Below are 19,684 nucleotides of genomic sequence, written 5' to 3' on the forward strand. Positions count from 1 at the left end.
CTACAACCATCCCTTCTTCTTGAAGACGTAGAGGGGGAGCACCGCCGAGAGGATGATCAGGGTGAGGGCGAAGGGGTAGCCGAAGACCCACTCCAACTCGGGCATGTGCTTGTAGTTCATGCCGTAGATGCTGGCGATCATGGTGGGTGGCAGGAAGATCACCGACATGACGGTGAAGATCTTGATAACCTTGTTCTGCTCCACGCTCAGGTGGTTGAGGAACAGGTTCTGGATGTAGTCGAGGCGCTCGAAGTTGAAATTGGCTGAGATGACGAGGGAGTTCACGTCCTTCATCATCATGCTGAACTCCTTCTTGAGGTTCTCGGAGATGGAGGCGCTCTTCAGGAGCGATGACAGGACCCGGTGCTTGTCGGTCAGGTTCTCCCGGATGGTGATGTTGATATCCTCGTAGTCGGTGATGTGGGAGAGGTACTCGGTCGGATTCTCGAAGGAGTGGGGATCGCGGCGGCCAAGGCTGGCGATCCCCCGGGAAAGGGCCTCCAGGGTGTCGGCGTCCATGTCGACCCGCATGGCGAGGATCCCCGACAGGATATCCGCTCCGTCCCGGAACGAGCGGGGGCTCAGCCGCAGCTTGCGGGAGAACTCGGTGAAGATGCGGTGGTCGCTGAAGCGGATGGTGACCACGAAGTTCCCCCGGAGGATGAAGGAGACGGTTTCGTTGTGAAACTTCTCATCCTGGCGCACCAGGAAGTAGGTGTTGATGTCGATGCCGCTTTCGTCCTCCCAGAACCGGGAGCTGAACTCGATCTCCTCCGACTCCTGGCGGGTGGGAAGCTCGATCTTGAGGCTTCGCTCCACGGTGGCGAGCTCGTCCGTGGAGGGGGAGAGGAGGTCGAGCCAGATGAGGGAGCCGGTATCCAGGTCCACAAGCTCATCGGGCTCGACGGACACCGATCTGAATGAATCTTCCGCGCGGAGGTATGCCTTAATCATACTGCACCATTTCCTGTTTCACTATCACGCGGTTAGCGCACTGCAGCGATTGTAGATGCAAGGGAAGTAACGGTCAAGGAGTCATTTTCTCCCGCCGCCTTCAGATTCCAGCTATCTCCCGGGCCGCAGCCAGCAGCTCCTCCACCATCTGCGCATCGCCGGCCTCGCTGTAGAGCCTGAGCACCGGCTCGGTCCCCGACGGGCGGATCAGGAGCCAGGAGCCGTCGCCGAAGATGAACTTGAAGCCGTCTCGGAAGTTCTCCCGCGCCACGCTACGCCCCGCGATGGCGGCGATCCCACCCTGCTTCAGCCGGGCGATGAGTGCCTCCTTGGGAGCGTCGGCGATGGGGAGGTCGATGCGGCGGTAGGAGAAGCGGCCGATCTCGTCCATGGTCTCGTCCAGGAGCTGCCTGACCCCCTTGCCGCTCATGGCCATGGCCTCCAGGAGCAGCAGCCCCATGAGGATGCCGTCCCGCTCCGGGATGTGCCCCTTCACGCCGAGCCCCCCCGACTCCTCCCCCCCCATGAGGATATCGTGGTCGAGCATCAGCTCGCAGATGTGCTTGAAGCCGATGGGGGTCTCGAAGAGGGGGAGGCCGAATTTTTCCGCCAGGAGATCCACCATGCGGGTGGTGGAGACGGTCTTCACCACCCCGCCGGTGAGCCCCTTGCGCTCCACCAGGTGCCGGAGGATCACTGTGAAGATCCGGTGGGAGGAGAAGAACTCGCCGGTCTCGTCCACGGCGCCGATCCGGTCGGCGTCGCCGTCCAGAGCGAGCCCGATCCGGTACGGGCCGCTCGCCACCAGGGCCGCCAGTTCCGTCAGGTGCTCTTCCGTGGGCTCTGGAGGCTGTCCCCCGAAGGAGGGATTCTCGTCGTCGTGGATCTCCCGGACTCCGGGAAGGAGCTCGGGGACGAAGCCGGCGCCGGCGCCGTACATGGGGTCCACCACCACCGGGAGGTTGGCGTTGCGGATCGCCTCCAGATCCACGTAGCGGGAGAGTTGCCGGAAATACCCTTCCTTCGGATCGAATGTCGTGACGCTCCCGTCGGCCAGGGCTTCGGCCAGGTGACGGGATTTGATTTCCCGGCCAGCGGCGTCGTTGGCTGCCACCATCTCCTCCAGGATCTTCGTGGTGGAAGGGCGGGCCGAGCCGCCAAAGGCTTCCTTCACCTTGAAGCCGTTGTAGGCGGGGGGGTTGTGGCTCGCGGTGATCATGACGCCGCCGCCGGCCCCCAGTTCGTGGACCGCCCAGGAGACCGCCGGGGTCGGGGCGTAGCCTGCGGTGAGCCAGACCCGGATGCCGTTGCCTGCGGCGATCTCCGCCACCCGATCGGCGAATTCCCGGGAGAGGAAGCGGCGGTCGTAGCCCACCACGAGCCCACGGGGGGCGAGCCCTTCGCGGAGGAGGTACTCCATGGTGGCCTGGGCCACCCGGGAGAGGTTGTCGAAGGTGAAATCCCGGGCAATGACCCCGCGCCAGCCGTCGGTTCCGAATTGTATTTGCACAGTCTATCCTCCTGAATGCCAATCCATGGGAAATCGTATGTAAAACTAGACAATTTTCCGCACTATCACCCGTCAAGTCAACCTTTTGTTTATTCCTTTCGCCGGCAAATTGGGGTATGGTTCCCCTTTCATCACGCCGGCAGGGAGGCATCTTTTATGTACGGTCGCATCTTCACCCCCTTCGCCATCGGGGGGTTCACCATCGTGCCGGAGGATCACCCCGTGGACCCGGAAGCGGGCCTTCCCCTCATCATGGGGAAAAAGGGGGCCTTCGGCTCCGGCGAGCACGAGACTACCGCCTCCTGCCTGGAAGAGATGGAGCGGATTCCCGGCATCGCCGGCATGCGCTGCCTCGATCTCGGGAGCGGCACCGGCATCCTGGCCGTGGCGGCCATCCGCCTCGGGGCGGCCAGCGTGGTGGCGGTGGACATCGACCCGAAAGCCGCCGAGTCGTGCGCCGCCAACGTGCGCCTCAACGGCATGGAGGAGCGGATCTTCACCGTCTGCGGCGAACTGGGATCGGTAGGGCGGGAGCCCTACGATCTCCTCCTGGCCAACATCTACGCCGACATCCACCTGGCCCTGGCCGACGAGATGGTGTCCCTCGTCCGCCCCGGCGGGTGGCTCATCCTCTCCGGCATTCCCCTCCAGGACAAGTTCGACATTCAGCGCCGCTTCCGCAACCTCGGCTGCATTGAGCACGACTGGCGGATTCTGGAGGAGTACGTAACCATCGTCCTCCGCAAGCCCTGACACGGAAAGAGATGAAATGATTGACGTGCAGGCCTTATTCTCATTATAATTATGCGGTTTGCAATCTCTCTCGGAGGTTAGACACCCCATGTTCAAACGGATCATCCTGGCCCTGATTATCTGCGGTTTCTTCAGCGTGCTTCTCATCGCCGGCAATGCCGATGCCGCCGCAAAGGCCGAGAAGGCCAAGAACCCCGTGGTTCTCATGGAGACGACCCTCGGCGCGGTAAAGATCGAGCTCTACCCCGACAAGGCGCCGGTATCGGTCAAGAACTTTCTCGACTACGTGAACAGCGGCTTCTACAACGGCACCATCTTCCACCGGGTCATCCCCGGCTTCATGGCCCAGGGGGGCGGCTTCACCGCCGACCGGAAGCAGAAGGAAACGAAGGCCCCCATCAAGAACGAGGCCCGCAACGGCCTGAAAAACGACCGGGGCACCATCGCCATGGCCCGTACCGCCAACCCGGACAGCGCCACGGCCCAGTTCTTCATCAATGTGGTGAACAACGACGGTCTCAACCGTCCGAACCCGGACGGCTTCGGCTACGCCGTCTTCGGCAGGGTCATCGAGGGGATGGACGTGGTGGACAAGATCGTCGCCACCCCCACCCAGCGCCTCAACATGGTCTTCGCCAATCTCCCAATGACGCCGGTGGTCATCACGTCGGTGAAAGCCGTCAAATAGCCGGCACGCAAGCACACACGTTTCACAAGGGGCGTCCTGACGGGCGCCCTTTTTTGTGGTATACCCTCCTGTGTCCGCAACAAACCACGACGCGAGGTATGCCATGAGACATCGCTTCCTTCCCCTGCTCGCCCTCCTCTCCCTTCTCCTCCCCCTCCCCGCAACCGCCGCCCCCACCGTTTCCACCGTGGCGGACCAGACGGGAATCGCCCTCACCATCTACAACCAGAACCTGGGGCTCGTGAAGGACCGCCGGGAGATCCGCCTTGCCCCGGGAAACGGCGAGCTCCGCTTCATGGACGTGGCGGCCCAGATCATCCCCACCAGCGTCTCCATCGCGTCCCTCTCCAGCGGGGAACTCCGGGTCCTGGAGCAGAACTACGAGTACGACCTCCTCTCACCCCAGAAGCTCATGGATAAGTACGTGGGGAAAGAGGTGAAGCTCCACCAGAAGAACCCCTACACCGAGCGGGAAGAGGTGGTGACCGCCACGCTCCTCTCCAATAACGGCGGGCCGGTCTACCGCATCGGCGACGAAATCACCTTCGGCCATCCGGGACGCCTCATCTTTCCCGGCGTCCCCGACGACCTCATCGCCCGGCCGACCCTGGTCTGGCTCCTGGAGGGAGCTGCAGTCGAGAAGCGGACCATCGAGGCCTCCTACCTCACCGGCGGCATCTCCTGGCGGGCCGACTACGTGGTGACCCTGAGCGAGAAGGACGACCGGGCCAGCCTTGCCGGATGGGTCACCATCGACAACCGGAGCGGCGCCGCCTACCGCAACGCCACCCTCAAGCTCGTGGCCGGCGACGTGAACCGGGTGCAGGAGCAGCCCACCCGCTTTGCCAAATCCGTGCGGGCCGAAGCCATGGCCCCCGCCCCCCAGTTCCAGGAGGAGGCCTTCTTCGAGTACCACCTTTATACCCTCCAGCGCCCCTCCACCATCAAGGAGAACCAGACCAAGCAGATCAACCTGGTGACCGCCGATGCCGTGCCGGTGAAGAAGGAATTCCTCCTGAAGGGGGAGAGCTTCTACTACTACAGCCCCGCCAGCGAGGCCGTGAAACAGAAGGTGGGGGTCTTCGTGGAGATGGAGAACCGGAAGGAGCACAACCTGGGGATGCCACTTCCCAAGGGGGTCGTGCGGGTCTACAAGCGGGATGCTGGCGGGAGCCTCCAGTTCGTGGGGGAGGACACCATCGACCACACCCCGGAGAAGGAAACGGTGCGGGTGAAGCTGGGTGACGCCTTCGACGTGGTGGGGGAGCGGAAGCAGACCGAGTGGAAGAAAGTGGCCAGCGACACCTACGAGGCGGCCTTCGAGATAAAGCTCCGCAACCACAAGAAGGAGGATATTACCGTGAAGGTGGTGGAACCGGTCCCCGGCGACTGGCAGATGCTCTCGTCATCTCACCCCCACGAGAAGGGGGACGCCTTCAGCGCCGTGTTCAAGGTGTCGGTGCCCAAGGATGGTGAAACAACCCTCGTCTACCGGGTGAGGATGCGGTACTGAAAAAACCTGTCAGCGGCAGGAGACCGGCTCGTAGTTCCCGTCGTAGACCCCGACGCACTTCATGATCCCGTTGGACGCCGGCCGCCCCCCCGTGAGGCGTGAATTCGCCACGAGGGTCGTGGCGCCGACGTCGGTGAAAAGGGTGGTGAGGGAGGCATTCACCGAGGTCCCCTCCACGGTCACCGTGCCGGAATAGTAGCTGTAGATGCCGTTCCCCGCCTTGATGGCCGAGTTTCTGACGACGGGGGAGGAGTGGAGGTTGAAGACGCCGAAGGCCGTGTCGCTTCCCCCGGCCATGACGGTCACGTCGGAGATGAGCGGCGCAGCCATGAGGTTATAGATACCGTAGGCCCCCTTGCCACCCTCGGCAGTGACGGTCACGTGGGCGATGCGCGGCGCGGCGCTCCCGTTGAAGATGCCGACGATGGTCCCCTCGGTGCCGCTGGCCTGAACAGAGAGGTTCCGCAGTTCGGCCATGGACGCCCCAGCCACTACGCCGGCATCGGCGGCGCTCCCCCGCAGCCGGGTAGTCAGCTCGCCGGAGCCTTCGATGTCCACGTAGGGCTTCATGACCAGGGTGGCGATCCCCAGCTCGTAGGTGCCGGGCATGATCTTCACCAGGTAGGGTTTGTCGGCGGAGGCGTCGGTGATTGAATTGAGGGCGTCGATGGGATTCGCGAAGTCGCCGCCGCTCAGGGCCACGGTAATGAGTTCGGCGGGCCTTCTGAGAAGCCCTTCGTGGGTATGGTCGCCGGCGGCAACGGTGTTGGGGCCGGTCCCCACGGGGAGACGGGCCGCGTCGATGGTCCCCTGCACGATGTCGGCGGCGTCGTGGCCGTGGCGGCCGACCTTGTGGCCGGCGATGGGTCCGGCGATCTTGGCGTCGGTGACGGCGCCGTCGGCGATTTTCGGCGTGGTCACCGCCCCGAAGCCGAGCTTCTCGTCGGTGACGGCGCCGTCCACGATCTTGCTGTTGGTAACGGCACCGGGGACGATGGCCCGGTAGGTGACGGCTCCGTCGGCGAGCTTCGGCGCGGTCACCGAGCCGTCATCGATTCCGGCGGCGAAGACCCCGCTCCCCGCTCCCCATGCCGCTATTGCCGTGACCGTGACAACTGCCGTCCTGATTCCCTGTCCCATCCATATCCTCCCAATGTGTTCCGAAACGGGCCATGCATCCGGCAGAGCCGGTTTTTGCCGCCAGGCTATCCATCTTACCACAACAATCCTTCGCCGCAACGGCTATTTACGCCGTTCGCCGCTCCCGCCGCACCGCCAGGAGCATGACGTTCCCCGCGGTGAAGAGAAGCGCGCCTGCCAGGGCCCACCCCGCGCCCGGTTCCCGGTGGATCTCCACATAGGCGGTTGGAAACGGGAACGGCGCTGCCTGCTTCAGGTAGATGCCGATTCCTTCGTGGAAGAGGGGCTCGTTGGGGCGCACCGTCACCGGCGTTGATCGTCCCTGCTCCACGACCCGCATCCGGGCCCGGTAATCGACCGGCATCCCCCGGGGGTCGGTTTCCACCTCGATGGCGTCCACCATTACGAAACTCCCGCCGGCAAAGCGGAGGTTGGACCCCTCGAAGAGCTGCATCGCCTGTTTCTCCCCCCCCTTGGCGCTCAGGAGGTGGGCCAGAACGATGAGGAGGAACCCCGCGTGCATGAGCTGGGGTGCCAGGAGAGCCAGGAGCCCGCTCTTGCCGTAGCGCTTCCGGATCGCCTCCACGCTGCAGAGAAGCGTGTTCACCGCCATGAGGGTCAGGAGGACAAGGGTTCCCCAGAGCCACCAGGAGGCGGAGAAGGGGGCCGCGCCGAGCCAGGCGAAGAGGGGCATCTCGTTCAGGGACGCTGTATCCTCCCCGCCAAACGAACCCGCCGCCAGAAGGACCATGACTCCCCCCATGAGCCAGAGGCCGAGGGAGAGGGAGGCCAAAAAATCGTAGATTCTCTTGATCATCGCGAAAAACCCGACGTGACCGCAGGGATCACCAATGCAATAACGGGGCCACTAAATACGATACGCGGCATACCCTTTCCTGAATCCGTGACGGCTAGCGCGCCGACGGAGCGAAGTGGTGCGGTAGCCGTCACGGATTCAGGCCTTTTAGAAGCTGTGGGAGCTCTTCATCAAAATACTCACTCCCAGGTAGGTGAAGAGAGCGACCGCGAACCCGACAATGCCGCTCCAGGCCAGGGCCTTGTCGCCCCCCGTTCCCCGGAGCCGCAGGTGGAGCCAGAACGTATAGAACATCCAGAGGATGGAGGTCCAGAACTCCTTCGGGGTCCAGAGCCAGTAGGTACCCCAGGCGAAGTATCCCCAGATCCCCCCCGACACCATGGAGGCGGAGAAAAAGGTGTACCCCACCAGCGCGGCCCGGTACTGGAGATCAAGAATCCGCCGCTCTCCCCCGGCCAGGAAGATGCCCCCGAGGACCGCCCCAATGGCGAAGAGGGCGTAAGAGAAAAAGGCCAGCGCCACATGGAGCTCGAACCAGAGGGTGCGGAGAACGGGAGGAAGCGGCATGGCGAAGGCGGGAAAGAGCAGGGCCATGAGCCCGAAGAAGGCCGCGGCGCACCCCATACCCCAGGAAAAGAGAGACAACTGCCGCAGTACCGGGGAAAAGAGGAACGGCAGCGCCATAAGGCCGATGGAAACGGAGAAAAACACGAGGGTGTCGTGGGGCCCCACCAGGGGGAGCCGGCCCAGCTCGATCCCCCGGACGGCCAGGTAGGCCGCTCCGGCCGCGAGTCCGGCCGCGAAGAAGGGGCGGCTGAAGGCGCCGAAGAGGTAAAGTCCTGCCGAAAGAATGAGGAGCCATTTCATAGGGTTCGGCTATAGCACATTCGCCAGGAGAAGGGAAGCCGGAGCACGCCGCAGAACCGAACCGTTCCGCGCTTTTTGACCTGCGTCAAGGAAGTGATAACATTTGCTAATAGAATGCCGCCAGCAGCACTAACCATTTGGCAGGCAAAGGAGGAAAATGATGAAGGGACTCATCGCGCGGTACAGCATCGCCGCCGTCGTGACCGTTCTCGGGATCGCTGCATCCCTGGGGCTGCGGGCGGCGCCAACGGAAGCGGCCCAGAAGTCGAAGTGCATCAGCTGTCACGAGAAGGTAACGCCGGGGGTGGTGACCCAGTTCCTCTCCGGCAAGATGGGGAAGACACTGGACTGCTCCACCTGCCACGGCTCTGACCACCAGTCGGAGAAGGACGTGGCAAAGGTGAAGCTTCCCACCCCCGAGACCTGCGCCCAGTGCCACGAGAAGCGGGTCAAGGAATATCGCGAAGGGAAGCACGCCCTGGCCTGGGTCTCTATGAAGGCGATGCCGATGATCAACCACCAGCCTTCGGCCGTGGGTGGCGGTGACCTCAAGGGGTGCTCGGCCTGCCACAAGGTCGGCGAAAAGCCCATGGCCGACCTGACCCGGTACGGCACCGGCGCCTGCGACTCCTGCCACACCCGCCACACCTTCTCGGTGAAGGAGGCCCAGGACCCGCGGGCCTGCCGCACCTGCCACATGGGCTTCGACCACCCGCAGTGGGAGATGTGGCAGACCTCCAAGCACGGCACCATCTGGGAGATCGAGCCGACCACCGGCCGGGCCCCCACCTGCCAGACCTGCCACATGCCCGACGGGAACCACGGGGTCATGACCGCCTGGGGCTTCCTGGCGCTGCGCGTTCCCGAGGATGACAAGGAGTGGTGGGACAACCGCGTGACCATCCTCAAGGCCATCGGCGTTCTCGACGAGAAGGGGCAGCCCACCGAGCGCTTCGACGCGGTGAAGGCGGCCAAGATCGCCCGACTCACCAAGGAGGACTTCAACAAGGAGCGGAAGAAGATGATCGACGTCTGCTCCAAGTGCCACTCCAAGAGCTACGCCGAAGCCAACCTCAAGGCGGGCGACGACATCATCCGCGAAGTGGACAAGATCTTCGCCGACTCCATCCGGACCGTGAAGGGCCTCTACGACGACGGCATCCTCAAGAAGCCGGCCGGCTGGAAGTACGCTCCCGACCTCCTCCAGTTCTACGAGGCGAAGAGCGCGGCCGAGCAGGAGCTCTACCTGATCTTCCTGGAGTACCGGCAGCGGGCCTTCCAGGGAGCCTTCCACGCCAACCCCGACTACATGCACTGGTATGGCTGGGCCAAGGTGAAGGAGGCCGCCGCCAGGATCAAGGAGGATGCGGAACGCCTGCGGGCAGAAGCGAAGAAGCACTGATCAGCGGCCATGATGATGAACGGGAGGCGGGGCGAAAAGCCCCGTCTCTTTTTTTGCACCGTGATATGGACGCCGGTCCGCTGAGAGCGAAAGGGGTGGTCAAGCAGGTACCGTTCTGGTATAACCGGGACATTTAAAAGGGATTGCATCACCAGTCTTAAATCGATTCAGGAGGAAACGATGAAACGGATCGTACAGTGGATTATCCTCGCGGCCCTCGCCCTCGCCGCCTTCGGTTGCGCCCACGACCCCTTCAACATCCCGCGGGCAGACTACGAACAGAAGGTGAAGGTCCTCGGCGTGGCCCCCATCTTCATGGACGCCGACTCCGACATCCGGCATCCGGAGAAGGACACCCTCGTTACCCTGGTGCGGGAATACAACCGGAAGAACGAGAAGGAGCTGGCGGAAATGATCAAGGAATCCGGTGCCTATTTCTCGGTCCGTTTCCTGGATGCCGCCGCCCCCGACGAACTCTACCGCACGCTGCTCTTGCGGGCCGAACGGCGCGACGATGCCGGCGTGGTCTACAACAAGCAATTCTTCAAGCCGGAGGAAATCAGGACCCTGGTCACCCAGAACAACGTCGACGCGGTGCTCCTGGTGACGGTGAGCGGCCTCACCATGCGGGACCGGATCTTCTCCAGCAACCTGGTCAAATACCTCGATTCCGACTACAACGTCCTCTCCGTGTCCGCCCAGGTCCTCGACGCCAACGGCGCAACCCTCTGGGAGGACCCCAACTTCCGTGCCGGCAGCCCCTCCACGCCGGTCCTCGCCGAGCTCCAGTACCCCGACTTCGACGAAGGGGCCGCCAACATGGATGACCGGGTCAACGTAAAGTTCAAGACCATACCCGGCCTTACCCGGTATCTGGGGAAGAAGGAGAAGGACCTCCTGTTCCGGGAGCGGAAAGCCACTGCCCCCTACTATCACCTTTTCGACGAGATGGTGGAACTCCTGAAGCCCCCCATCAAGCTCTTTGGAGACGAGAAGAAGGGGGGCTCCCAGCCCGCACCGCAGCCGGCATCCTATCAACCCCAGCCTGCGCCGCAACCGGTCTACCAGCCTGCACCGGCATCCACGGCGGCACCGGCCCCGGCGGCACAGCCGGCTCCCGCTCCGCAACCGGAGACTGTGGTTCTGCCGGAGCCGACGCCGGTACGCGAAATCCCCATCGACACGAAACCGGCACAGTAACGACAATCAGCAACCGGCAGCAAAAAGCCCGAGCCTTACCGCTCGGGCTTTTTTGCTGCCGGTTGCTCAACGGCAATCGTCGTTTACACTTTATGGACAGGGTCACAATCTCTCCCGCGAAACGGAGCCCCCATGAGACACCCCGCATTCACCCCCAGAAGAGTCTATGTCGCCGCCTCGTACATGGCGCCGGTGGGGCGCTACGACGGCAGGCATCGGGAACAGCTCTCCTTCCTTGATCTGGCCGAAAAGGCGAAGGCGGTTTTCGACGGCTCGCCCGTGAAGCCCCGCGCCATTGAGGCGGTGGTGGTCGGCTCCCAGAGCCCCGTGGCCTTTTCCGGCGTCGACAACACCGCCGCCAAGATCGCCGGGGTCGTAGGGGTTTCCGGGGCCAAGTCGGTCCTCATCGATACCGCCTCCTCCTCTGGCGCCTCGGCCTTCGAGAACGCCTACCTTCAGATCGCCTCGGGCCGCTGCGACCACGTGCTCGCCATCGGCATCCAGAAGATGAGCGACGCCCCCACCGCCGAGGCTACCCGCATCGTCGCAGGCGTCATCGACAAGGACGAGGCAGAGTTCGGCCTCAGCATGCCCGCCTGCGGGGCCCTGGTGGCGCGGGCCCTCTTGGAGCGGCACGGCCTCTCCATCGACGAATGGACCGCCTTCTCGGCGTTGCTCACTCAGCGGGCTCACCGCTACGCCGCCCAGAACCCCGACGCGCACCTGAACAAAGAGATCCCCCTGGAGGAGTACTACCGCCAGATCGTCAACGGCAAGAACTACCGCTACTGGTGGCCCCTGCGCTACCACGACTTCTGCCCCATGTCCGACGGCGTGGCCGCAGTGATCCTCACCGCCGATCCCCAGGAAGTGATGGTGAGCGGTGTCGGAAGCGCCACCGACATCCCCACCATCGCCGACCGCAACTACTTCCACTCCTTCCCCGCCACCGTGGCCGCCGCGGCCGAAGCCTACGGCATGGCCGGCATCAAGGATATCCGCACCTTTGCCGGGAAGATTCACGTGAACATGCACGACCCCTTCAACGGCTTCGGCCCCATCAACATGGTTGATCTCGGCTTCGTCCCCCGGGGGCGCATCCTCGATTCACTCCTGGACGACGCCTGCACCGGCGAAAACGGCATGTTCCCCACGAACCTCACCGGAGGCCTCAAGGGGCGGGGCCATCCCCTGGGGGCCACCGGAATGATCCAAGTGGTGGAGAACCACAAGATGATCTGCGAGGGGCGCTTCAAGGCGGGCGTATCCCACTCCATCGGCGGCCCCATCAACAACAACATCGTCATCCTCCTGGAGCGGAGCGACCACTACGAGCGCCGTCCCCACGAACCCTACAAGCCGTGGGGGCTCCCCTCCCTCGGCAAGCTCAAGCCGAAGGAGGTCACCGTCGACGCCCTCCTGGCCGAAACCGGCGTCGTGGAAGGGACCTTCGTCACCGCCACCACCCGCTTTGATTACAAGACCGGCGACCCCGAGGGGATCATCACCATCGTCTCCTGCCGGGCGGCAAGCGGAAAGAGCTACCGTTTCCTCTTTGGCATCGCCGGGGAGAACTACCAGCAGCTCATCAAGCTCCTCCCCGGCGACCGGATCAGCCTTGAGCGAAGCGACGGCCAGATCCTCCTCAACCGGATGCCGGTGAAGAAGTTCTACCAGCGGACCATCGACGGGCTCGTGGACCTAGCCGGGAGCGGGTGGAAGAGGCTGACGGGATGGTAGCGAGAAGGAGATTAATGCAGGGGCAAAGCGAGGATTTACCCGCTTGAACGAAGTGGTGCGGTTGCCGTCACGGATTCACAATCCTGATTATTGCTGGAGGTGGGGGAGGTATTCGGCGATCAGTTCTTCGACCATATTGGCCTGAAGGACATCTCTTTGGCGCTTCATCGTGTCCCGGTCAGGCTGCTCTGCCATCCATCGTTTGAATCTGACAAAGGCCACGGGAGAAATGGTATTCATCCGTGCCATGTGGCCGGTCGTGGACACGATCATCGCCGAAAAGCGAGGCCCATCAAGCAGCAGACCAGCATTGCGCGCCGGCACTGCATATAACTCATCATCCTCCTCAGTCAGCCGCAGCGGGTGGGGATCGCCATCCTTCGGTTCCCTTCGGATGATATCGACTTCAAAGCCCTTGCTGTTGACGGCAGTGTATTTCTGGTCGTCACGGATTTTGAAGGTGGAATCCACCTTCTGGAGCAGCTTCAGCATCGATGAACCCACAGAGTTCATCTGTGCAATAAAGCTCAGGCGCTTCCGGGTATCCAGCAGAAGATCGATGTCCTGGGTCGCCAATGCCGCCGCGTCTCCAAAGCCAACGCCTGCTGCGGCTTCATACGCATAGAGGGAGTGAGTGCCAATGACCGTGAAATACTCCAACAGCCCCTCTTTGGCGAGTTTGTTGAGAATGTCGATGAGGATGCGAGGCGCCCGGCCGACAAAAAGCGCCCGGTTCATCCGCTGTTGTCGCTCGAGCGCGCTGGTAAGGTCTGAGAGCCTTTGCTCTGCCTCGGTTTTCCGGGCGGTAAAATTCTGGTAGATTTGTTCCGTCTTCCCGGAGCGGGGGCCAAGGCTTTTCTGGGCGTTGCCGGGGGAAGTCCGAATCAAGTATTCCGCTTCTCCCTGCCGTTTCCAATACATGCCTCCACGTACTTCGGAAGCGGCTTTTCGGGCATCCTCCCAGGCCGTGAACGTTGCCAGCGCATCGACATATTGGCGCCTGGCATCTTCTCCTATATCGATCCAATGGTATTTTTTCCGTATCTTTTTCATATTTGTATTTTTATACGGAAAACGCTTAAATACAAGCAAGTAATTGATGGATCCAATATCAGGAGCGTCGCCCCATCGTGATGTGGATTGAGAAGAAAACTTTCCTCTTTCCGTGAAGCGAAAAGAGGCTGTAATCGCTTCATATCGTGAAGCGATTAGCTGGAGCAAAAATAGAATGGGGAGTTGAAACGAAACGAAGGAAATCTATGCGCATTTTTGATCTTCTATCATTATTGAATCCGAAAATTACACCAAGTGAGTCTAAGGTTCATCTCGCCACTTGGAACGGTGAGGAAAACCCACTTGACGTTTATTTAGCGGGTGATTTCGATGAATGGCAACGATGGCAAACACGTAGGAACTTTGAACGTAAATTTGTCGTCTCCTTAATTAGCCTGCCGGGAGCCGACAAATGGCTTTTTGCAGGGGTCCATATATCGAGTGGTGCTAAATGGGTACAACAAAGTCTGCTCCACTACTACAATCTTAATGAGGATAAAAACTGTTCTAAAATGAATGGACGTATCGTTGCTTCATTTTCTCGCCCGGGCCGTCAGTCATACCTAAATGGAGAAAACTGGATTGAGCAGATCACCTTGAGTGAGATATTTGCTGAACCATTGACAATCGGTGAATTTCCTGGCTTCAGAGCAGTCAGTCTTACAATGGGAGAGTTGGAATTGATTGTCCGACAGTCACTTGAGTCTTGGCGCACAGCGTTATCTAATGTGGCAGGGGTTTACCTTATATCTGATACTGCGTCAGGAAAACTCTACGTAGGAAGTGCGTCTGGGGAGGGTGGGATTTGGCAGCGGTGGTCGTGCTACGCGGTCGATGGTCACGGAAGGAATTCAGAACTTCGTAAAATTTTGAGCGAACATGGACTGGAACGAGCCAATCATTTTTGTTTTTCTATTCTTGAAATCGCAGATATTAACGCTAGTCGAGAAGATGTGCTACGCAGAGAGTCGCATTGGAAAAATGTCCTCATGACCCGAACACATGGGTTAAATGCCAATTGAGGGGTTTCAACCAAGCGCAACAGCGGTGAAACCGCTGCCGTTAGAATTGCGGATCAAAGCGCCACCATGCTTTACGTCAGTCATCGGCCGGCACCTCTGATCCACCATACAGGAAACAATGGAACCATATCCTTCCCACGACCACGAACAGTTGCTGGAACTGGCCACCATGCGGATGCCCTTTGGCAAATATCAGGGGCGCCGCCTCATCGATCTGCCGGAACCCTATGTCGTCTGGTTCGCCGGCCAGGGCTTTCCCGAAGGGAAGCTGGGCACCATGCTGCGCGCCGTCTATGAAATCAAGGTAAACGGGCTCGAATATCTGTTCGACCGGTTGCGGTAAAGTTGCCGACCGACTACAGGAGCGCCCCTATTCCGCCCAATGGAGATTCCCATGACCAACCACCCCATCGACCCCTCCGGCCTCGTCCCCCCCGAGCGGGACGCCTGCGCCATCATCTGCTACATCAACAAGGAGGCACGCCCCACCCACGGCAACGTCCAGCGGACCATCGAGGCCCTCGTGAAGATGGGGCACCGGGCCGGGGAGATCAACGGCGAGGGTGACGGCTGCGGCGTGCTGACCGACATCCCGCGCATGATCTGGCGGGAGGTGCTGGCCGGCGCCGGCCATGATCCGAACCTGGCCGAGGCCGCCGGCTTCGCGGTGGGGCATCTCCTCCTCCCTAAAGAGGCCACTGCGGCCGACCCGCAGATCCAGGAGGCAATCCTCGCCCGCTTCGCCGCGGCCGGGGTGCAGCTTCTGGTGGAACGTCCTGGCATCGTCCGGAGCGAGGTCCTCTCCAGCCGCGCCCGGGAGGGGGAACCCCTCTTCTGGCAGGTGGCGGTACTCTGTCCGGAGAAGGTGGCCGTGCCTGCTCTCCTCTTCGAGCTCCAGACAGCCATCGAACGGGATTTCCCGGTTCACGTGGCGTCCCTCTCGGCGGATGTCACGGCCTGGAAGGTCCACGGCGCGCCGGAACTTCTCTCCCGCTACTACCCGGAACTGAAGCGCCGGGAATTCCTCTCCTCGCTCACCATCGGCCACAGCCGCTATTCCACCAACACCCTCCCCACGGTGCTCCGGGCCCAGCCCTTCTCGCTCCTGGGGCACAACGGCGAGATCAACACCATCGCCCGGCTCCGGGAGGAGGCGCGGATGATGGGAATCCCCCTCTTTGCCGACGGCTCCGACTCCCAGGACCTGAACCGGACCCTGGAGGGGCTCATGTTCCGCTACGGCCTCACCCTCTTCGAGGCCATGGAGGTGGTCTTCCCCCCCATCTTCAGCGCCATGGACGGCATGGCGCCGGAACTGCGCTCCATGTACACCTGGTTCCGCCGCTTCCTGAAGGCGAGCGCCCAGGGGCCGGCGGCCATCATCGCCCGGCACCGGGAGCTCTGCGTCTTCAGCGTGGATGCCATGGGGCTGCGCCCCCTCTGGGTGGGAGAGACGACGAAGGAAATCTTCGCCTCCTCGGAACTGGGGGTGGTCCCCCACGAGGAGATCCTGGCCGACCCGAAGCCCCTGGCCCCGGGCGAGAAGGTGGGGGTCAGGATCGCGGCGGCACGGACAGTGGAGCTCATGGACCATCCGGCCCTGCGGCAGGAGGTCTACCAGAGCTTCCGGAAACGGGCGAACCTTCCGGCCCAGGAAAAGGCCCTGGCGACCGGGGTCGAGCCGAAGGTTACAACTCCCGCCTTGTCGGCCCGTTTCAGCCGTAACGCCCGGCTCCACCAGGACAACCTCATGTCGGCCTTTGCCTGGAAATCCAGCGACCTCTCCAACCTCCGGGAGATGGCCAAGAGCGGCTCCGACCCCATCGCGTCCCTGGGGTACGACGGTCCCCTGGCCTCCCTCTCCAACCAGCGCCAGAATCTCTCCGACTACTTCAAGGAGCAGGTGGCGGTGGTGACCAACCCGGCCATCGACCGGGAGCGGGAGGCGGAGCACTTCTCCACTCGGGTCTACCTGGGGCCCCGCCCCCAGTTCCGGGGTCCGGCCCGGCCGGGGGTGGCTCTTCAGGTGCCGCTTCTGACCGGTGGCCGCCGCGCCGGAGCCGAGCCGGACGACGCAGCCGTGGCCTGGGAGTTCGGCACCGCCACCCTGGAGGGGGTCGTGGCCGCCTTCGGCGAGGGGAAAGGGCGGTGCCGGGTCATCTCCTGCGCCATGGGGACCGGAGAGACCCTCAACCAAGCGATCGTGCGGCTGACCGCCGAAGGAGTCGGCGCCGTGGCGCGGGGTGCCCAGCTTCTGCTCCTGGACGACAGCGACTGCTTCGGGCAGGGGAAGAGCTTCATCGACCCGTTCCTGGTGATCGCCTTCCTCCACAAGGGGCTCAAGGAGACCACCGACGCCGCCGGAGAGAGCCTGCGGCGCCGGGCATCCCTGGTGGTCCGCTCCGGAGCGCTCCGGAGCCTCCACGACCTCATCTTCGCCCTCGGCATGGGGGCCGACGCCCTCTGCCCCTACCTCATGTGGGAAGGGGCCGGCGACACGGCCGGAGTCCGGAACCTCCTCTCGGTCCTCGTCAAGGGGCTGGAGAAGGTGATCTCCACCATGGGGACCCACGAGATCGGGGGCTACGGCAAGTACTTCGCCTCCATCGGCCTCTGCGGGCACGTGGCGGGAATCTTCGAGACCCCCAACTTCTGTGGCTCGGGTCAGGGGGGGCTCACCCTGGAGCGGCTGGAGGCCGAAAACCGCTCCCGCACCGCCGTGGCCAGAAGCCGCGAGAAGCAGCCGGTGCCGGTCCAGTTCCGCCTCTATCCGAAAATCTGGAAGATGGTTGGCGCCGTGGCCAAGATGGAGGAGACCTACGCCGACCTCTCCCGCCTCATCCAGCAGTACGAGGCGGAGAATCCGCTCGCCATCCGGCACCTGCTCGATCTCCGCTACACCCCGGAGCTGACCGTGGACCCGGACGAGGTGAACGCTACCGTCGGAGAGCACAGCCTCCCGATCCTTTTCTCGGCCATGAGCTTCGGCTCCCAGGGGGAGACCCCGTTCCGCATCTACGCCGAGGCGGCCCGGCGGCTCAACATCGTCTGCATGAACGGCGAGGGGGGGGAGATCGCCGACATGCTCGGCCAGTACCGGAAGAACCGGGGGCAGCAGATCGCCTCGGGGCGCTTCGGGGTCAACATGGCGTTCCTCAACTCCGCCGACTTCCTGGAGATCAAGGTGGGCCAGGGGGCCAAGCCCGGCGAAGGGGGGCACCTTCCCGGATTCAAGGTGACGGCCAAGATCGCCGCGGCGCGCCACGCAACGCCGGGGGTCAGCCTCATCTCACCCTCCAACAACCACGACATCTACTCCATCGAGGATCTGGCCCAGATCGTGGAGGAGCTCCGCACCGCCAATCCCTTGGCCCGCATCTCGGTGAAGGTGCCGGCGGTGGCCGGGATCGGCACCATCGCCCTGGGGGTCGCCAAGGCCGGGGCCGACATCATCACCATCAGCGGTTACGACGGCGGCACCGGCGCAGCCAGAAAGCACGCCATCAAGTTCGTGGGGCTTCCGGCGGAGATCGGGGTCTCCGAGGCCCACAAGGCGCTCGTTTCGGCCGGGATGCGGCAGAAGGTGGAGATCTGGGCCGACGGCGGCGCCCGCACGGGGCGCGACGTGGTGAAGCTGATGCTCCTCGGCGCCAACCGGGTCGGCTTCGGCACCATGGCCATGGTGGTCATCGGTTGCACCGCCTGCCGCGGCTGCCACCTGGGGACCTGCCACGTGGGAATCGCCACCCAGATCGAAACCGTGGAAGAGGCGGAAGCGAAGGGGCTCAAGCGGTTCGTGCCGCGCGTCCTGGAGAACGGGGTCATCTACATGTGCACCTTTTTCCGGGGGATGAGCCGGGAGATCCGGATCCTCACCGCCAAGCTCGGCTTCCGGCGGACCCAGGATCTCGTCGGGCGAAGCGACCTCCTGGCCCAGGCCCGGGGGCTCGACCGCCTCGACCTGACGGAGCTTGTCCGGCCGGCCCAGACCGCCGAGGCCACCCCCTTCGAGCCCGAGGTGCGGATCATCCGCAAACCCCTCAACTACCTCACCTCCCTCGTCTCCGGGCTCGTGACCGACGCCTTTGCCAAGGGCGAGGAGCGGGTCCGCTACGACGACGACAGCGCCACCAGCTCCGACCGGGCCATCGGCACCCACCTGGCCGGCGCCTACGTGCGGGGAGTGGCGGCGGGACGCTTCCGTCCCGAGCAGAACGCCCTCCTCCACTTCCACCGGGACGCCATCCCGGGCAACGGCCTCGCCGCCTTCTCCATCGACCGGATCAACATCCGGGTGGAAGGTGGTACCCAGGACGGGGTCGGCAAGTGCGCCTCCGGCGGCAGGATCGTCATCCTCAAGGGGGAGAACCGGGAAGGGCGCCGGGTGGGGGGAACCGTCGGCAAGGGGCTCGCCTACGGCGCCCAGGGAGGAACCTTCCTCATCCAGGGGGATGCCGACAGCCGGGCCTGCATCCGCCTCTCCGGGGCCGACGTGGTCTTCGGCTCCCGCATCCGGGAGCCCCTGGACGACAGCCGGGGGGACATGGCCTGCCGGGCAAACCTCAAGGGTTTCGCCTTCGAGTACATGACCGCCGGCCGGGTGGTGGTCCTGGGGGACCCGGGCCCCTGGATCTGCTCCGGCATGACCGGCGGGGTGGTCTACTGCCACCTGGACGGTGCCGCGGGGCTCGATCGCGAGGCCCTGCGCCGGCGCCTGGCCAGGGGAGCCGGGGTGGAGATCCGCGACATCGAGGAAGAGGATGTGGCGGCCATTGGAGAACTGCTGCTCAAATACCACCGGGAGCTGCTCCACTCCCACCAGGAAGAAGAAGCCGACGCAGTGGAGAAAATCATGGCCGCGGCCAGGGGCGGCTTTGTGAGGATCGTGCCGGAAAAAAATATTGTTACCCCCCGGAGTACGGAGTGATACAATTCCCTCTCCCTATGGGAGAGGGTGCCCGAAGGGCGGGTGAGGGGGATATTCCACGTCCCCTCCCCTCACCCCTGCCCCCTCTCCCCGAGGGA

The 19,684-nt window shown here is 63.2% G+C and carries 15 protein-coding genes; 9 read left to right on the top strand and 6 right to left on the bottom strand.

Features of this window, described 5'->3' with window-relative positions; translation table 11 throughout:
* Together corA and KI811_RS08760 are read right to left on the bottom strand one after the other, a co-directional pair.
* Complete coding sequence (gene corA, locus KI811_RS08755) at positions 1-954, bottom strand: magnesium/cobalt transporter CorA (RefSeq protein WP_214186095.1); 954 nt, start codon at positions 952-954, stop codon at positions 1-3.
* A gap of 100 nt (positions 955-1,054) precedes the next feature.
* Positions 1,055-2,464: a phosphoglucomutase/phosphomannomutase family protein gene (locus KI811_RS08760; protein ID WP_214186096.1), complete on the bottom strand. Its 1,410-nt coding sequence runs from the start codon at positions 2,462-2,464 to the stop codon at positions 1,055-1,057.
* Between the two features lie 156 nt (positions 2,465-2,620).
* On the opposite strand from KI811_RS08760, the gene KI811_RS08765 reads away from it, so the two are divergent.
* The 3 genes from KI811_RS08765 to KI811_RS08775 all read left to right on the top strand — a co-directional run bounded on the left by KI811_RS08765 (position 2,621) and on the right by KI811_RS08775 (position 5,418).
* Positions 2,621-3,217: a 50S ribosomal protein L11 methyltransferase gene (locus tag KI811_RS08765; RefSeq protein ID WP_214186097.1), complete on the top strand. Its 597-nt coding sequence runs from the start codon at positions 2,621-2,623 to the stop codon at positions 3,215-3,217.
* Positions 3,218-3,305: 88 nt separating this feature from the next.
* Positions 3,306-3,905, top strand: coding sequence for a peptidylprolyl isomerase (locus KI811_RS08770; protein WP_246551585.1), 600 nt, complete (start codon positions 3,306-3,308; stop codon positions 3,903-3,905).
* Positions 3,906-4,008: 103 nt separating this feature from the next.
* Positions 4,009-5,418 (top strand): DUF4139 domain-containing protein, encoded by a 1,410-nt coding sequence (locus KI811_RS08775; protein ID WP_214186098.1) that lies wholly within the window; start codon positions 4,009-4,011, stop codon positions 5,416-5,418.
* 9 nt (positions 5,419-5,427) lie between these two features.
* Here the strand turns inward: KI811_RS08775 and KI811_RS08780 are convergent, their stop codons facing one another.
* The 3 genes from KI811_RS08780 to ccsA form a co-directional block, all read right to left on the bottom strand.
* On the bottom strand, positions 5,428-6,558 hold the full coding sequence (locus tag KI811_RS08780) for a hypothetical protein (RefSeq protein ID WP_214186099.1): 1,131 nt from the start codon (positions 6,556-6,558) through the stop codon (positions 5,428-5,430).
* A gap of 106 nt (positions 6,559-6,664) precedes the next feature.
* Positions 6,665-7,375, bottom strand: coding sequence for a cytochrome c biogenesis ResB family protein (locus KI811_RS08785; protein WP_214186100.1), 711 nt, complete (start codon positions 7,373-7,375; stop codon positions 6,665-6,667).
* 147 nt (positions 7,376-7,522) lie between these two features.
* On the bottom strand, positions 7,523-8,242 hold the full coding sequence (gene ccsA, locus KI811_RS08790) for a cytochrome c biogenesis protein CcsA (protein WP_214186101.1): 720 nt from the start codon (positions 8,240-8,242) through the stop codon (positions 7,523-7,525).
* A gap of 160 nt (positions 8,243-8,402) precedes the next feature.
* Here ccsA and KI811_RS08795 point away from each other — a divergent pair, with 160 nt between their 5' ends.
* The 3 genes from KI811_RS08795 to KI811_RS08805 all read left to right on the top strand — a co-directional run bounded on the left by KI811_RS08795 (position 8,403) and on the right by KI811_RS08805 (position 12,584).
* Positions 8,403-9,644 (top strand): multiheme c-type cytochrome, encoded by a 1,242-nt coding sequence (locus KI811_RS08795; protein ID WP_214186102.1) that lies wholly within the window; start codon positions 8,403-8,405, stop codon positions 9,642-9,644.
* Between the two features lie 180 nt (positions 9,645-9,824).
* Positions 9,825-10,844: a hypothetical protein gene (locus tag KI811_RS08800; protein WP_214186103.1), complete on the top strand. Its 1,020-nt coding sequence runs from the start codon at positions 9,825-9,827 to the stop codon at positions 10,842-10,844.
* Positions 10,845-10,976: 132 nt separating this feature from the next.
* The gene (locus KI811_RS08805) at positions 10,977-12,584 is read left to right on the top strand and encodes a thiolase family protein (RefSeq protein ID WP_214186104.1); all 1,608 of its coding nucleotides are present in this window, start codon (positions 10,977-10,979) and stop codon (positions 12,582-12,584) included.
* 87 nt (positions 12,585-12,671) lie between these two features.
* On the opposite strand, the gene KI811_RS08810 is transcribed toward KI811_RS08805, so the two are convergent.
* Entirely contained in the window at positions 12,672-13,637 is a 966-nt protein-coding gene (locus KI811_RS08810; protein WP_214186105.1) for a GSU2403 family nucleotidyltransferase fold protein, read from the bottom strand.
* Positions 13,638-13,843: 206 nt separating this feature from the next.
* Between KI811_RS08810 and KI811_RS08815 the strand changes: the two genes are divergently transcribed.
* The 3 genes from KI811_RS08815 (at position 13,844) to KI811_RS08825 (ending at position 19,586) form a co-directional block, all read left to right on the top strand.
* Positions 13,844-14,659 carry a GIY-YIG nuclease family protein gene (locus KI811_RS08815; protein WP_214186106.1) on the top strand — a complete coding sequence of 272 codons (816 nt, stop codon included), beginning with the start codon at positions 13,844-13,846 and terminating at the stop codon, positions 14,657-14,659.
* Positions 14,660-14,777: 118 nt separating this feature from the next.
* Complete coding sequence (locus KI811_RS08820; protein WP_214186107.1) at positions 14,778-15,002, top strand: DUF3820 family protein; 225 nt, start codon at positions 14,778-14,780, stop codon at positions 15,000-15,002.
* Positions 15,003-15,053: 51 nt separating this feature from the next.
* The gene (locus KI811_RS08825) at positions 15,054-19,586 is read left to right on the top strand and encodes a glutamate synthase-related protein (RefSeq protein ID WP_214186108.1); all 4,533 of its coding nucleotides are present in this window, start codon (positions 15,054-15,056) and stop codon (positions 19,584-19,586) included.
* Positions 19,587-19,684: the final 98 nt, after the last annotated feature.

The sequence above is a fragment of the Geobacter hydrogenophilus genome, from assembly GCF_018501225.1.
Classification (GTDB): Bacteria; Desulfobacterota; Desulfuromonadia; order Geobacterales; family Geobacteraceae; genus Geobacter; species Geobacter hydrogenophilus.

Coding starts and splice junctions, on each gene's coding strand:
- corA (WP_214186095.1), bottom strand. CDS start 954: ATGATTAAGGCATACCTCCGCGCGGAAGATTCATTCAGATCGGTGTCC.
- KI811_RS08765 (WP_214186097.1), top strand. CDS start 2,621: ATGTACGGTCGCATCTTCACCCCCTTCGCCATCGGGGGGTTCACCATC.
- KI811_RS08770 (WP_246551585.1), top strand. CDS start 3,306: ATGTTCAAACGGATCATCCTGGCCCTGATTATCTGCGGTTTCTTCAGC.
- KI811_RS08775 (WP_214186098.1), top strand. CDS start 4,009: ATGAGACATCGCTTCCTTCCCCTGCTCGCCCTCCTCTCCCTTCTCCTC.
- KI811_RS08780 (WP_214186099.1), bottom strand. CDS start 6,558: ATGGGACAGGGAATCAGGACGGCAGTTGTCACGGTCACGGCAATAGCG.
- KI811_RS08785 (WP_214186100.1), bottom strand. CDS start 7,375: ATGATCAAGAGAATCTACGATTTTTTGGCCTCCCTCTCCCTCGGCCTC.
- ccsA (WP_214186101.1), bottom strand. CDS start 8,242: ATGAAATGGCTCCTCATTCTTTCGGCAGGACTTTACCTCTTCGGCGCC.
- KI811_RS08795 (WP_214186102.1), top strand. CDS start 8,403: ATGAAGGGACTCATCGCGCGGTACAGCATCGCCGCCGTCGTGACCGTT.
- KI811_RS08800 (WP_214186103.1), top strand. CDS start 9,825: ATGAAACGGATCGTACAGTGGATTATCCTCGCGGCCCTCGCCCTCGCC.
- KI811_RS08805 (WP_214186104.1), top strand. CDS start 10,977: ATGAGACACCCCGCATTCACCCCCAGAAGAGTCTATGTCGCCGCCTCG.
- KI811_RS08810 (WP_214186105.1), bottom strand. CDS start 13,637: ATGAAAAAGATACGGAAAAAATACCATTGGATCGATATAGGAGAAGAT.
- KI811_RS08815 (WP_214186106.1), top strand. CDS start 13,844: ATGCGCATTTTTGATCTTCTATCATTATTGAATCCGAAAATTACACCA.
- KI811_RS08820 (WP_214186107.1), top strand. CDS start 14,778: ATGGAACCATATCCTTCCCACGACCACGAACAGTTGCTGGAACTGGCC.
- KI811_RS08825 (WP_214186108.1), top strand. CDS start 15,054: ATGACCAACCACCCCATCGACCCCTCCGGCCTCGTCCCCCCCGAGCGG.